Here is a 14,363-nt window from a genome sequence, read left to right as displayed (position 1 = left end):
GCCGCTATTGCTCTCAATTTTAACGCGGCATCTTTTAGCCATTCGTGTGATCGTATGCGAACGATCTTGTCAGGTAAACGATCCTGGAGTAGCTTATTTATAATGTTCGTACACGAACAAAATATTGAGGTGATGAATGAGATTGATAGTGGGAATGACGGGGGCAACGGGCGCACCGCTGGGCGTGGCGCTGCTGCAGGCGCTGCGGGATATGCCGGAGGTGGAGACGCATCTGGTCATGTCTAAGTGGGCAAAAACCACCATTGAGCTGGAAACGCCCTACACCGCGCAGGACGTTGCTGCCCTGGCTGACGTTGTCCACAGTCCGGCTGACCAGGCCGCCACCATCTCCTCCGGCTCGTTTCGCACCGACGGCATGATCGTCATTCCCTGCAGCATGAAAACGCTGGCGGGGATCCGCGCGGGCTACGCCGAAGGGCTGGTGGGACGCGCGGCTGACGTGGTGCTGAAAGAGGGGCGCAAGCTGGTGCTGGTTCCGCGTGAAACGCCGCTCAGCACCATTCATCTTGAGAACATGCTTGCACTTTCCCGCATGGGCGTGGCGATGGTGCCGCCCATGCCTGCCTATTACAACCACCCGCAAACCGCAGATGACATTACCCAGCACATCGTGACCCGCGTGCTCGATCAGTTCGGGCTGGAGCATAAAAAGGCGCGCCGCTGGAACGGGCTGCGGGAGGCGAAACATTTTTCACAGGAGAATAAAGATGGCATTTGATGATTTGAGAAGCTTCCTGCAGGCGCTCGATGAGCAAGGGCAGCTGCTGAAAATTGAGGAAGAGGTTAACGCCGAGCCCGATCTGGCGGCGGCAGCCAACGCGACCGGCCGCATTGGTGACGGCGCGCCCGCGCTGTGGTTCGACAACATTCGTGGCTTTACCGATGCCCGCGTGGTGATGAACACCATCGGCTCCTGGCAGAACCACGCCATTTCGATGGGGCTCCCTGCGAACACCCCGGTAAAAAAACAGATCGACGAATTTATCCGCCGCTGGGATAAATTTCCCGTCACGCCGGAGCGCCGCGCCAACCCGGCCTGGGCGCAGAATACGGTGGACGGTGAAGATATTAACCTGTTCGATATCCTGCCGCTGTTTCGCCTGAACGACGGTGACGGCGGTTTTTATCTCGATAAAGCGTGCGTTGTCTCGCGCGATCCGCTCGACCCGGACAACTTCGGCAAGCAGAACGTCGGGATCTACCGTATGGAAGTGAAGGGCAAGCGCAAGCTCGGCCTGCAGCCTGTTCCGATGCACGATATCGCCCTGCATCTGCACAAAGCGGAAGAGCGTGGTGAAGACCTGCCGATTGCGATAACGCTGGGCAACGACCCGATCATCACCCTGATGGGCGCCACGCCGCTGAAATACGATCAGTCCGAGTATGAAATGGCCGGCGCGCTGCGTGAAAGCCCGTACCCGATTGCCACCGCGCCGCTGACCGGCTTCGATGTGCCGTGGGGGTCTGAAGTGATCCTGGAAGGGGTGATTGAAGGCCGCAAGCGTGAAATCGAGGGGCCGTTTGGCGAGTTTACCGGACACTATTCCGGTGGCCGTAACATGACGGTGGTCCGTATCGACAAAGTCTCTTACCGCACCAGGCCGATTTTCGAATCCCTTTATCTCGGCATGCCGTGGACCGAGATTGACTATCTGATGGGACCAGCCACCTGCGTGCCGCTCTACCAGCAGCTGAAAGCGGAATTCCCGGAAGTGCAGGCGGTGAACGCGATGTACACCCACGGTCTGCTGGCGATTATCTCCACCAAAAAACGCTACGGCGGTTTTGCCCGCGCGGTGGGTTTACGCGCCATGACCACGCCGCACGGTCTGGGCTACGTGAAGATGGTAATTATGGTGGATGAGGATGTCGATCCGTTCAACCTTCCGCAGGTGATGTGGGCGCTGTCGTCGAAAGTGAACCCGGCAGGCGATCTGGTGCAACTGCCGAACATGTCGGTCCTTGAACTCGATCCGGGCTCCAGCCCGGCGGGCATTACCGACAAGCTGATTATCGATGCCACCACGCCTGTCGCGCCGGACACCCGGGGCCACTACAGCCAGCCGGTACAGGATCTGCCTGAAACCAAAGCCTGGGCTGAAAAACTGACCGCGATGCTGGCAGCACGCCAATAAGGAGGAAAAGATGATTTGTCCACGTTGTGCCGATGAGCATATTGAAGTGATGGCGACGTCGCCGGTAAAAGGGGTCTGGACCGTTTACCAGTGCCAGCATTGTTTGTATACCTGGCGTAATACTGAACCGCTGCGCCGTACCAGCCGCGAGCATTACCCGGAAGCGTTCCGCATGACGCAGAAGGATATTGACGAGGCGCCGCAGGTGCCGACGATCCCGCCGCTGCTGTAAAAAAAAGCCCGGTGGCGCTGCGCTTGCCGGGCCTACAGGGTTTGTAGGTCGGGTAAGGCGAAGCCGCCACCCGACAAAACAGACCGCAGAAAACTAAACCAGACTCTTCAACCTGTAAATCCACTCCAGCGCCTGACGCGGCGTCAGTGAATCCGGGTCGAGGTTCTCCAGCGCTTCCACCGCAGGCGACGTCTCTTCCGCAGGCACCAACAGCGACATCTGCGTACCATCAATCTGCGTCGCCGCCGCATTCGGTGACAGGCTTTCCAGTTCACGCAGTTTCTGACGCGCGCGCTTGATCACCTCTTTCGGCACACCTGCCAGCGCCGCGACGGCCAGGCCATAGCTCTTGCTCGCCGCGCCATCCTGCACCGTGTGCATGAAGGCAATGGTATCGCCGTGCTCCAGCGCATCCAGATGAACGTTCGCAACCCCTTCCATTTTCTCCGGCAGCTGCGTCAGTTCGAAATAGTGGGTGGCAAACAGCGTCATGGCCTTGATTTTATTCGCAAGGCTTTCCGCACAGGCCCATGCCAGCGACAGACCGTCATAGGTTGACGTTCCGCGCCCGACTTCGTCCATCAGCACCAGGCTGTGCTCCGTCGCGTTATGCAGAATGTTTGCCGTTTCGGTCATCTCGACCATGAAGGTTGAACGACCGCTCGCCAGATCGTCCGCAGCCCCGACGCGGGTAAAGATGCGGTCGATGGGGCCAATCTCCACGTTTTGCGCCGGGACGTAGCTGCCGATATACGCGAGCAGCGCAATCAGCGCCGTCTGACGCATATAGGTACTCTTACCGCCCATGTTCGGACCGGTAATGATCAACATTCTTCTCTGCGGTGACAGGCTCAGCGGGTTGGCGATGAACGGTTCGTTCAGCACCTGTTCTACCACCGGGTGACGGCCTTCGGTTATGCGAATGCCGGGCTTGTCGGTAAAGGTTGGGCAGGTGTAGTTCAGCGTTTCAGCGCGTTCTGCCAGATTGACCAGCACGTCCAGCTCCGCCAGCGCGCTGGCGCTCTGCTGCAGGTCGCCCAGGTGCGGCATCAGCATGTCGAACAGCTCTTCATACAGCTGTTTTTCCAGGGCCAGCGCCTTGCCTTTCGAGGTAAGGACTTTGTCTTCGTACTCTTTCAGTTCAGGAATGATATAGCGTTCGGCGTTTTTCAACGTCTGGCGACGCACGTAGTGAATCGGCGCCAGGTGGCTCTGCCCGCGGCTAATCTGAATGTAGTAACCGTGTACCGCGTTATACCCCACTTTCAGGGTGTCGAGCCCAAGACGCTCGCGCTCGCGGATTTCCAGCTTATCGAGGTAGTCCGTCGCACCGTCGGCCAGCGCGCGCCATTCGTCCAGCTCCTCGTTGTAGCCTGGGGCAATCACGCCGCCATCACGCACCAGAACCGGAGGTGCATCGATAATAGCGCGCTCCAGCAGTTCGCGAAGCTCGGTAAATTCGCCCATGGTTTCGCGGAGTTTCTGTACCGGCGCGCTGTCAACGTCACTCAGCTGCGCGCGCAGTTCCGGCAGCTGCTGGAAAGCATGACGCATCCGCGCGAGATCGCGTGGTCGTGCTGTTCGCAGTGCCAGACGCGCAAGGATACGCTCCAGATCGCCCACCTGGCGCAGAACCGGCTGCAGCTCGGTATAGCGATCCTGCAACGCGGCAATCGTCTGCTGACGGCAAACCAGCGTCTCGGTATCGCGGATCGGCATATGCAGCCAGCGTTTCAGCATGCGGCTGCCCATTGGCGTTACCGTACTGTCGAGGACCGACGCGAGCGTATTTTCTACGCCACCCGCCAGGTTCTGCGTGATCTCCAGGTTACGGCGCGTGGCGGCATCCATGATGATGCTGTCCTGCTGGCGTTCCATGGTGATAGAGCGGATATGCGGCAGGGCGGTGCGCTGGGTATCTTTCACGTACTGCAGGAGACAACCGGCCGCACACAGCCCGCGCGGTGCGTTTTCAACGCCAAAGCCAATCAGATCGCGGGTGCCAAACTGCAGATTCAGCTGCTGGCGCGCGGTATCAATTTCGAATTCCCACAGCGGACGACGGCGCAACCCGCGACGACCTTCAATCAGCGCCATTTCGGCGAAATCTTCGGCATAGAGCAATTCTGCCGGGTTGGTGCGCTGCAGTTCGGCGGCCATCGTTTCACGGTCAGCCGGTTCACTCAGGCGAAAACGTCCGGAGCTAATATCCAGCGTCGCGTAGCCAAAGCCTTTACCGTCCTGCCACAGCGCTGCCAGCAGGTTATCCTGGCGCTCCTGTAACAGGGCTTCATCACTGATGGTGCCAGGCGTGACGATGCGAACGACTTTGCGTTCCACCGGGCCTTTTGAGGTCGCCGGATCGCCGATCTGTTCGCAGATGGCAACGGACTCGCCCTGATTCACCAGCTTCGCCAGGTAGTTTTCTACCGCGTGGTGCGGGATACCTGCCATAGGAATGGGCTCGCCTGCCGATGCGCCACGTTTGGTCAGCGAGATGTCGAGCAGCTGCGATGCACGCTTAGCATCGTCATAAAACAGCTCGTAAAAATCGCCCATACGGTAAAACAGCAGGATTTCCGGATGCTGTGCTTTCAGCTTCAGATACTGCTGCATCATCGGCGTATGTGCGTCGAAATTGTCGATTGTGCTCATGGAGTTATGATGTCCATTTCTTTGAAAATAAACCGTTTTGATGGGCTCAATGGCCGTTTGTTCCTTCTATTGTCGCATGAAAAAAAGGTCCGGCGCAGAAAAATGTCGTGGCTTTACGAGGCATCTTCCGCCATTAATTCGATGACAATTTTTCCATGCTCCACGCCCACCCTGACTCGGGAATGGGTCGTAAACCCCGCCTTTTCAAGCCAGTCACCTTTTAAGCTCAGCGCCGCATGTACGCTGTAGCGCTTCGGTATCTTTGTATTGCGGTCTTCATGGCGCTTTCTAAAATATCCCACTTTCAAATGGCGATAGGGTTTGCCGATCGTGAGCTCTTGCATAGGGTCTCCAGACAACACGGAAAAAGGTCATTTCTGATGCCTGTATAAAATACCAGTGATTGCTCGCCGGTGCAGGGCTAAAACTGGAATCAGCCTTCAGGAAACGAAATGCAACCGCTGAAATCCAGTGTTGAAAGGTGTATTATCAATGCACTTTATTATTCGGTAATCCGCTATGTCCGGTAAACGCATCTCACGAGAAAAAGAGACCATCGCGAAAATGATCGCGTTGTATGAAAAGCAGTGCCCGCAGGCCTCTCAGGAGGAAGGGTATTATCAGGCGCTCAACGCGTATGCCGATAAGCGCCTGGATAAATGCGTTTTCGGTGAGGAAAAGCCGGCCTGCAAGCAGTGTCCCGTACACTGCTACCAGCCTGCCAGACGTGAAGAGATGAAGCAGGTTATGCGCTGGGCAGGCCCGCGTATGTTATGGCGTCATCCTATTCTTACCGTTCGCCATCTGATGGATGACCGTCGTCCCGTGCCGGAACTGCCGGAGAAATACCGTCCGAAAAAGTGATCGGTTCAGCGTCTCAGCGGGCGGCAAATCACCTTCAGGGCCAGCGCGCTGCAGAGCGGGAAGAGGGCCAGCAGCAGCCAGGGATACATCGCCTGCGTTGAGGGCACCAGCGCGCGGTCCAGCAGGCTGCCAAACACCAGGTTTCCTGCCAGTACCGCTATGCCTCCGGCGGTGGCGAGTGCGCCGTAGTGCGCGCCAAGCGTGGATTCCTCCGCAAACCGAGGGATCAGATCTTTAGCCGAGGGCACCAGCAGCATTTGCCCCAGCGTCAACAGCGTCACAAAACAGACAGAAGGCAGCAAGCGCAGCCAGCCTTCCGGCGGCGTCATCGGGGCGAACGTCGCCACGCTCGCAAATGCGGCTGACAGCAGCAAAAATCCCACCGGCAGAATTCTCACCGCGCCCACGCGACGGGCGAAGCGCGCCAGCGGCAGCTGTAAGGTGATGATCAGAACGGAGGCCAGCATAAAAAGCGGGCCGAGATCTTTCTCGTTACCGCCAGAACGCTGGATTTCCACCGGCAGCGCCAGATAAAGCTGGTTATAGCTTAACAGCCACGAGCTGTAGGCAATGATAAAGGCGACAAAGCGCGGCTGGCGGAACGTTGTCCACCAGGGCTGTATTTTCAGCGTCTGTGAACGGTGGCCAGCAGCAGGCAGGCAAAAGTAGAGCACCACTAGCGCAATGATAAAGACGCCTGCTCCCGCCAGCGCCACCTGACGAAAGCCGAGGCCGGTGAGCAGGGCGCCAGCAACCGGGCCCAGTACCGCGCCGAGCTCTCCGCAGACGGCAAAGAGCGCAAACCACTCCGCGCGGCTGCGTTTGCCTTTTGTCTCGCTTTGAGTGCCCGCTTTTGCCAGCAGTGCCTCAATTGAGGGAGAAAATAACGCGCCGCCAACGCCCGTCAGACACGCGCCCAGAATAATCGGCCACAGGGATTCCCCGAAGGCCAGCAGCAGATAGCCTGAAACACGAACAATACAGCCGCTGAGGATAATCACTTTCGCGCCAAACCGGTCCGAGAGCGCACCGCCAACGATAAACATCCCCTGTTGCGAGAAGGTACGCAGGCCCAGGATCAGCCCGATCAGTCCGCCGGAGAGCAGCATGTCGTCGCGCAGGAATATCGCCAGGAAGGGAACGACGGCGTAAAAACCAATGTTGAAAACAAACTGGCTACCCAGTAAGACGGGCGGCCAGAGCGCGGCGGCAGGGCGAAGGGGCATCGTCGTTCACTCGTCCCTAAACGATAAAGTGGATGTGCTTTTTGCCATGGAACGGCGAGATCTCGATTTTGGTTTTGACCCGGAAGACATCCCACAGCAAAGACTCGGATAAGATGTCCTGCGGTGTCCCCGTCGCCACAATTTGTCCTTTCTGCATCACAATCAGCGAGTCGCAGAACATCGAGGCGTGGTTGAGATCGTGGATAGCGACAATGCTGGTGACCGGTAATTCGCTGATCAGCTGCATCAGCTGCATCTGATGATGAATGTCCAGGTGGTTGGTCGGTTCGTCCAGCAGGATTTCCGTTGGGGTCTGAGCCAGCGCGCGGGCAATATGCACCCGCTGGCGCTCTCCGCCGGAGAGGCTCAGCCAGCCCTGGTCGCTTTTATCCAGCATATCCACGCGCTGCAGGGCGGCAGTGACGGTTTCGTCATCGTGCTTGCTCCAGTTGGAAAAAGCGGAGTGGTGCGGAATACGCCCGAGTTTCACCACGTCGCGCACGCGCATGTTGGCGTCCGTCATGCCGTGCTGCTCGACGAAGGCGACCCGGCGCGCCAGCTGCTTTTTGGCGATGCGGGAGATGTCCTGCCCGTCCAGAGTGACGAGTCCAGCATCCGGGCGACGAAGCCCGGCGAGGATCCGTAAAAGAGACGATTTACCGCAGCCGTTAGGACCAAGCAGCCCTACCGTTTCGCCCCGTGACACCTTCAGCGAGACGTTGTTAACGATGACCTTTTTGCCGACCTTCCAGGTAATATTTTCAGCGCAGATACTCATCACTTATTCCTTGAACGGTAGATAATCACGGCAAAGAAAGGCACGCCAACCAGCGCGGTGACCACGCCGACGGGCAGGCTTTGCGGCGCAATCAGCATGCGCGAGGCAATGTCTGCCAGCACCATCAGGATCGCCCCTGCCAGCGCGCTGGCAATCAGCAGCGTGCGGTGCAGCGGCCCGAACAGGAAACGCATCACGTGCGGGACCACCAGCCCGACAAAGCCGATTGAGCCCGCCATGCTGACAATCGTCGCGGTAATCAGCGCGGTAGTGGTAAAGAGCGTCAGGCGCACCCACGGGACGGCAATACCTAAAGAGGCGGCAGCGTCATCACCGAACGTGAAGGCATCCAGCGCCCGGGAATAGTAGAGGCAAACGGCTAATCCAGTCAGCACCACCACCAGCGCCAGTTGGAATTCCGGCCAGCGAACGCCGCTGAAGCTGCCCAGCAGCCAGAACATCACGTCGCGCGCCTGCTGGGCGCTGGCGGAGGTGCTGATGGTGTAGGCCGTAATGGCGTTGAACAGCTGTGAGGCGGCAACGCCAGCCAGAATGGTACGTTCATTTCCCCCGCGCGCGCCGTTCGTCAGAAACGCGACAAACGCAAAGGCGGCGAACGCCCCGGCAAAGGCCCCGGCAGACAACGACACCGCACCGGTGCCAATCCCCAAAACGACGACCGACACCGCTCCGGTTGAGGCACCTGCCGACACGCCGAGCACGTAAGGTTCCGCCAGCGCGTTCTTCAGCAGGCTCTGCAATACGGCACCGCAGATGGCCAGCCCCGCGCCGCAGCAGGCCGCCACCAGCGCGCGGCTCAGACGAAAGTCCCAGATCACGCTCTCATAGATGCGGGTGAGCGGAACCTCTGTGAGCCCCATTTTATTGCTGATGGCGTAAAACACCTTATCCAGCGGGATGGACAACTCGCCGACGCTGACGCTCAGCGCGATCGTCAGAAATAACAGTACCAGGGCGAGCAAACCCGAGGTCGTCAGAACCAGGCTCTGCCGGGCCTGAAGAACGGCGGTTGTCATCAGTTCAGCCCCAGCTTTCTGAGCTGTTCGCCGACCTGCTCAGCCCCGTAAATCGTGCGGATCGTCGGGTTCATCGCCTGGCCGTCCATCACCACGATATGGCCTTTTTTAACCGCGTCCAGCTGGCTGACCGCCGGATCGCTCTTCAGGAATTTGATTTTTTCTTCCGCGTTATCCAGCGCCCAGCGGTTGCGGTCCAGGCTGGACACCACAATGACATCCGGATTGGCGGCAATAATGCTTTCCCAACCCACGGTTGGCCATTCGGTTTCGGACGTAATGGCGTTATGGCCGCCCATCAGGCTGGCGATAAACCCTGAGGGGCTATTTTTACCGCCGACGTAGGCGTCTGCAGAAGGGGATGAACTGGAGAACCAGAAGACAAACGAAAGGTCTTTGTTACTCATGCCGAATTCCTTACGCAGGTCGGCCTCGCGTTTTTTGAAATCGGCAATAACGGCCTGACCGCGGTCTTCAACGTTAAAGATTTTGGCGAAATCCTCAATCTCTTTATAGAGATACGTCATATCCCACAGCTTCTGGCGGCTGCCGTACATATCGCCGGTGGCTTTTTTGGTCGCGCACATGCCCGGCGACACGTAGCTGTTCACGCCCAGGGTCATCAGGTCTTCGCGTTTTGCGACCTTACTTTCAGGCCCCAGCAGCAGCGGGGACTGCGCGGGGACAAAGTCAGGATTTTGCGCAAGAACGGATTCAAGGGTCGGGATTTCGACCGTCAGGGTTTTGATTTTTGCGTTCTGTTCCGCCAGCTGCGGCAGCACTTTGGTCGGCCAGAAGGCGCTGGCCTTCACCTTATCTTCCAGGCCCAGCAGGAGCAAAATTTCGACGGTGTTCTGGCCCAGGGCCACGACGCGTTCCGGTGCTTTGGTGAACGTCTCTTTGTAGCCACAGTTTTCAATCGTCAGGGGATAGGTGGTTGCCAGAGCAGAACCGACCGACGCAATCGCCAGGCCTAACGCGCAGATGACCTTTTTCATGAAACGCTACCCTTCATTAAAATTATTATTGATGCAAATGAAACTCATTATTAAGGCGGAATTTTATACAGAGGAAACGATTTTGTGTCAATGAGGGACAATTACGCAGGGGAACAAAAGGCGGTGTCAGAAAAACACCGCCGGAATAAGGTCTTAAATGAGGCTCTCTTTATCAATCCCGAGACGCTTCATGCGTGACAGCAGGGTGGTGCGTTTTAACCCCAGACGCTGGGCGGCACCTTTTGGCCCGGCGACCACGCCGTTGGTCTCTTTCAGCACGCGCATAATGAGCTGATATTCATCTTCTCCCTCTTTTGCGGTCTCGGCGGCGGGCGCGGTCACGTCAGGAAGCGTAACCTCAGGCAGGGAGAGTTGCAGCACGTTACCGCGCGTCAGCAGCACCGCGCGTTCGATGACGTTTTCCAGCTCGCGCACGTTGCCGGGCCATTCCATCGATGAAAGAGTGCGCAACGTCTCGGCAGGAATACTGTCGATGTTGCGCCCCATCCGGCGCGCGATCTTCGCGGTAAAGGCTTTGACCAGCAGGGGGATATCTTCCGGGCGCTCGCGCAGCGGCGGCAGGAAGATCGGGAAGACGTTCAGACGATAGTAAAGATCGCTGCGAAACTCGCGGTCGGCGACCATTTTTTTCAGGTCACGGTTGGTGGCGGCAATCAGCCGCACGTCGGTCTGGATAAGCTTGTTGCTGCCCAGGCGCTCAAACTCCTGCTCCTGCAGGACGCGCAGCAGTTTCGGCTGTAGCTCCAGCGGCATATCGCCCACTTCGTCGAGGAACAGCGAGCTTTTGTCCGCCAGCTCAAAACGGCCCAGCCGCTGGCTGCTGGCCCCGGTGAATGCTCCGCGCTCGTGGCCGAACAGATCGCTTTCCAGCAGTCCCGCAGGCATCGCGGCGCAGTTCATCTTCACCATCCGTCGGCTGTTGCGGTTGCTCAGGTTGTGGATGGCGCGGGCTATCAGCTCTTTGCCCGTGCCGGTTTCGCCCAGAATCAGCACCGTGCTGTCGCTTTGCGCCACCATTTCAACCTGCTTAAGCACGCTGTACATGGCGTCGCTGCGCCCGATGATTTCACCAAACTCGCTGTCCACGTTGTTGAGCTGTTCGGTCAGGGCCAGGTTCTCATCCACCAGCCGCTCTTTCAGGCGATGAATTTCCTGATAGGCGAGGGCGTTATCCAGGGCAATAGAGATACGCTCGGCAATCTGGCGCAGCAGCTTCAGGTTAGCGGTGGTAAACACGCCCTCCTCGCACTGCGCCAGCTTTAGCACGCCCAGCATGGTGTTGCCGGACATCAGCGGCAGCAGACACAGGGTCTGAATTTTATTGCCCCAGGTGTTAAACAGCATCCGCTCGTACGGCGCGACCGGGTCCTGCTCGTTCAGGTTGAGCAGGAGGATCTCTTTGCTCTTGAAGACCCGCTCGGAAAGGGTGCCCGCTTCGTCCACCTCGCTCTGCTCGTGCGCCGGGTTGGCTTCATCGAGATAGTGCGTGGAGTAGATGTTCAGCTTGCCCTTGCGATGGCCGCGCAGCGCAATGCTGATGGCGTCGATTTTGAAATAGTGGTGGATCTCTTTCGAGACTTCGCTGACCAGCTCGTCCATGTCCAGGCGGGAGAGCACGGCGTTGGTGATGGCGACCAGAATGCGGAAGTTGTCGCGCTCGCGGCTCAGCAGGTCGTAATCGACGTTATTGGTGACGCGGCTTTGGATCTGCTCCGCGACGACGGCCACAATCTGGGTAAAGGTGTGCAGGCGCTCGTATTCCGCCTCGCTCCAGGGCTGGTCGGTCGTGCGGATAAACTCGCAGCCGCCAAAAATCTGGCCCTCAGCCGCCAGCGGCAGCATGCAGTAATGCCCGAAAGGCTGATAGAGGTCGCTTTCCGCCAGCTTCGGCCACGCCTGGCGGAACTCCGCAAAGTTGCAGTGCAGCACTTCAGGCCGGGAGAGTATGCGGCGCACCGGGCCGTGCGCAAGATACGTTTCGTCTTCGTATTCAAACGTTTTGCCATTATCACGCGTCGAGTAGTAGCTCGCGCGCTGCGTTCCGCTATGCCAGAGCACAATCGCGGCGCTGTCCGCCAGCGCCGATTGCCTGACCAGCCGCGTCAGGGCATCGCTCAGCGCGCCGAGATCGGGCTGCTGTAAAAGTGTGCGCGTGATGTCAAACAGGCCCTGCTGTCCAAGATCGCTCATCGGTGTATACGGCATATTGCTTTCCAATAGAAACTGGCAAAAAAGAGATTCAGTGCTGACCGCTTTTGGCGCGGTTCTAGCAAATACGGGGTAAGGGTTCCGCATGCGGCAGATCCAGCGTCCGCTTCACGCCATACAGCCCGGCCAGGCGCACCCCTTTGCGCTCAACCACTTCACCAATCATCGCCGCCTCTTTTCCTGACGGATGAGCCCGCAGCTGTTCAAGAACCGCTTCCGCTGACGCGCGTTCAACGCCAATCACCAGTTTGCCTTCGTTGGCGAAGTTGAGCGGGTCAAGGCCCAGCAGTTCGCAAAGGCCGCGAACGGCAGGCTTAACGGGCAGGCTGCGCTCGGTGAGTTCAATCCCGTACCCGCAGCTTGCTGCAAATTCGTGGACCACGGCGTTCACGCCGCCTCGCGTCGCGTCCCGCAGGGCTTTCACGCCGGGAATACCCCGCAGCGTCTGGATCAGCGGGGTGAGTACCGCGCAGTCGCTGCGCAGTTCGCCATCCAGCCCCAGACCTTCGCGCAGGTTAAGGATGGTCGCCCCGTGGCAGCCCAGCGTCCCGGTCACGATCAGCACGTCGCCCACGCTAAGATGCTGTGCCGCCCAGTGAATATCGGCGGGGATCGCCCCCATGCCGGCGGTGTTGATAAACAGCTTGTCGGCCGCGCCGCGCTGCACCACTTTGGTATCGCCGGTGACGATAGCTATCCCCGCCTCGCGCGCGGTCTGCGCCATGCTGTTGACCACTGCCGTGAGCGTCTCCATCGGTAACCCCTCTTCGAGGATGAATCCGCAGGAGAGGTAGCGCGGAATGGCGCCGCTGACCGCCACGTCGTTGGCCGTGCCGCAGACGGCGAGCTTGCCGATATCGCCGCCGGGGAAGAACAGCGGGTCAATAACGTAACTGTCGGTGGAGAAGGCCAGCCTGTCGCCCTGCGCGGTGAGGGTGGCGAGGTCAATGCGCGCCTGGTCTTCCTGTTCGGCGAGCCAGGGGTTGTTGAAGGCTTCCATAAACAGCCGGTTAATCAGCTGCTGCATCGCCTGTCCGCCGCTGCCGTGCGCCATTTCAACCGTATTCATGCTTCACTCTCTTGATTGCGATACTGATACCACGCGGCGCACGCCCCTTCGGAGGAGACCATCAGCGCGCCAAACGCCGTTTGCGGGTTACAGGTATTGCCAAATAACGGGCACTGATGCGGTTTGCATTTACCGGTGAGGACTTCGCCGCAGCGGGCCTGGGGATCGTCGCACACCTGCTGCGGCTGCGGGCGGAAATGCGCTTCGGCGTCGAATGCGCGATAGGTCGGCGTCAGGCGCACGCCGGATTCGGCAATCAGCCCCAGACCACGCCATTCGCTGTCGCCCTCAACGCTGAACACATCGGCTATCGCCTGTTGCGCCCGCTCATTTCCCGCATCCGGTACCACGCGGCGGTACTGGTTTTCCACGGTACTCAGGGCCGCTATTTTCTGCTCAACCAGCATGGTGACACCTTGCAGTAGATCAAGTGGTTCGAAACCAGCGACCACTAACGGACGATTGTACTGTTCAGCGATAAAACCGTAGGCGTCTGTGCCAATTACCATGCTGACATGCCCCGGTGCCAGAAAGGCGTCAATGCCGTTTCCCGGCTCTTCCAGCAGGCTGCGCAGCGTGGGAATGAGCGTAATGTGCTGGCAGAAGAAGAAAAAATTCCCGACGCCGCGCGCTTTCGCCTGCTGCAGCGTGATGGCGGTGGCGGGCATGGTGGTTTCAAACCCCAGACCAAAAAACACCACCTTGCGCGCGGGGTTGTCCTCCGCCAGCGTCAGGGCATCCATCGGCGAATAGACGATCCGGATGTCGGCCCCGCGCGCTTTCGCCTGCAGCAGCGAGCCGTTTTTCCCCGGCACCCGCATCGCGTCGCCAAAGGTGCAGAAAATGACGTCGGGCTGGCTGGCAATTTCGATACAGCTGTCGATGCGCCCCATCGGCAGCACGCACACCGGGCAGCCGGGGCCGTGGATAAACTCGATGTTCTCTGGCAGCAGCTGGTCGAGGCCAAATTTGAAGATGGCGTGCGTGTGTCCGCCGCACACCTCCATGATCCGCAGCGGTCTCTCTTTGGTGTAGTCCAGCAGCGCCGCGCGCGTTTTCAGGTGCCCGATAAGCTGCAGCACCTGCTCGGGCGCGCGGTATTCATCAACGTAACGCATG

Annotated in this window: 13 protein-coding genes; 4 read left to right on the top strand and 9 right to left on the bottom strand. The window is 58.9% G+C overall.

Annotated features, from left to right (window positions below):
* The first annotated feature begins 136 nt into the window (after positions 1 to 136).
* Genes HB664_RS21285 through HB664_RS21275 form a run of 3 tightly spaced genes read left to right on the top strand, consistent with a single transcriptional unit; the run spans position 137 to position 2,388 of the window.
* Entirely contained in the window at positions 137 to 739 is a 603-nt protein-coding gene (locus HB664_RS21285; protein ID WP_024909248.1) for a non-oxidative hydroxyarylic acid decarboxylases subunit B, read from the top strand.
* The gene (locus tag HB664_RS21280; RefSeq protein ID WP_048976002.1) at positions 729 to 2,156 is read left to right on the top strand and encodes a non-oxidative hydroxyarylic acid decarboxylases subunit C; all 1,428 of its coding nucleotides are present in this window, start codon (positions 729 to 731) and stop codon (positions 2,154 to 2,156) included. The genes HB664_RS21285 and HB664_RS21280 overlap by 11 nt, the downstream gene beginning before the upstream one ends.
* A 10-nt stretch (positions 2,157 to 2,166) precedes the next feature.
* Positions 2,167 to 2,388 carry a non-oxidative hydroxyarylic acid decarboxylases subunit D gene (locus tag HB664_RS21275; protein WP_033146398.1) on the top strand — a complete coding sequence of 74 codons (222 nt, stop codon included), beginning with the start codon at positions 2,167 to 2,169 and terminating at the stop codon, positions 2,386 to 2,388.
* A 93-nt stretch (positions 2,389 to 2,481) separates the two neighbouring features.
* Here the strand turns inward: HB664_RS21275 and mutS are convergent, their stop codons facing one another.
* Positions 2,482 to 5,043, bottom strand: coding sequence for a DNA mismatch repair protein MutS (mutS, locus tag HB664_RS21270; protein WP_039263367.1), 2,562 nt, complete (start codon positions 5,041 to 5,043; stop codon positions 2,482 to 2,484).
* 113 nt (positions 5,044 to 5,156) lie between these two features.
* The gene (locus HB664_RS21265) at positions 5,157 to 5,387 is read right to left on the bottom strand and encodes a SymE family type I addiction module toxin (protein WP_023333217.1); all 231 of its coding nucleotides are present in this window, start codon (positions 5,385 to 5,387) and stop codon (positions 5,157 to 5,159) included.
* Between the two features lie 175 nt (positions 5,388 to 5,562).
* Here HB664_RS21265 and HB664_RS21260 point away from each other — a divergent pair, with 175 nt between their 5' ends.
* Entirely contained in the window at positions 5,563 to 5,907 is a 345-nt protein-coding gene (locus tag HB664_RS21260; RefSeq protein WP_048979264.1) for a nitrous oxide-stimulated promoter family protein, read from the top strand.
* A 5-nt stretch (positions 5,908 to 5,912) separates the two neighbouring features.
* Here the strand turns inward: HB664_RS21260 and HB664_RS21255 are convergent, their stop codons facing one another.
* The 7 genes from HB664_RS21255 to hypD all read right to left on the bottom strand — a co-directional run bounded on the left by HB664_RS21255 (position 5,913) and on the right by hypD (position 14,362).
* A complete protein-coding gene (locus tag HB664_RS21255) occupies positions 5,913 to 7,133 on the bottom strand; it encodes an MFS transporter (RefSeq protein WP_219940177.1) in 1,221 nt (406 codons plus the stop codon).
* Between the two features lie 16 nt (positions 7,134 to 7,149).
* Positions 7,150 to 7,911 (bottom strand): ABC transporter ATP-binding protein, encoded by a 762-nt coding sequence (locus HB664_RS21250; RefSeq protein ID WP_087823275.1) that lies wholly within the window; start codon positions 7,909 to 7,911, stop codon positions 7,150 to 7,152.
* On the bottom strand, positions 7,911 to 8,948 hold the full coding sequence (locus HB664_RS21245) for an iron ABC transporter permease (RefSeq protein WP_048979267.1): 1,038 nt from the start codon (positions 8,946 to 8,948) through the stop codon (positions 7,911 to 7,913). The genes HB664_RS21250 and HB664_RS21245 overlap by 1 nt, the downstream gene beginning before the upstream one ends.
* The gene (locus HB664_RS21240) at positions 8,948 to 9,946 is read right to left on the bottom strand and encodes an ABC transporter substrate-binding protein (RefSeq protein ID WP_219940176.1); all 999 of its coding nucleotides are present in this window, start codon (positions 9,944 to 9,946) and stop codon (positions 8,948 to 8,950) included. The genes HB664_RS21245 and HB664_RS21240 overlap by 1 nt, the downstream gene beginning before the upstream one ends.
* A gap of 153 nt (positions 9,947 to 10,099) precedes the next feature.
* Positions 10,100 to 12,172, bottom strand: a complete 2,073-nt coding sequence (gene flhA / locus HB664_RS21235; protein ID WP_029739538.1) for a formate hydrogenlyase transcriptional activator FlhA — start codon at positions 12,170 to 12,172, stop codon at positions 10,100 to 10,102.
* A 61-nt stretch (positions 12,173 to 12,233) separates the two neighbouring features.
* A complete protein-coding gene (hypE, locus tag HB664_RS21230; protein ID WP_033146390.1) occupies positions 12,234 to 13,244 on the bottom strand; it encodes a hydrogenase expression/formation protein HypE in 1,011 nt (336 codons plus the stop codon).
* Positions 13,241 to 14,362: a hydrogenase formation protein HypD gene (hypD, locus tag HB664_RS21225; protein WP_219940175.1), complete on the bottom strand. Its 1,122-nt coding sequence runs from the start codon at positions 14,360 to 14,362 to the stop codon at positions 13,241 to 13,243. Before hypD ends, hypE begins: the two co-directional genes overlap by 4 nt.
* Position 14,363: the final 1 nt, after the last annotated feature.

Source organism: Enterobacter sp. DNB-S2 (genome assembly GCF_019443845.1).
Lineage (GTDB): Bacteria > Pseudomonadota > Gammaproteobacteria > Enterobacterales > Enterobacteriaceae > Enterobacter > Enterobacter asburiae_B.
Note: the sequence above shows the minus strand (reverse complement) of the source record. Positions and strands in the feature narration are given on the sequence as shown.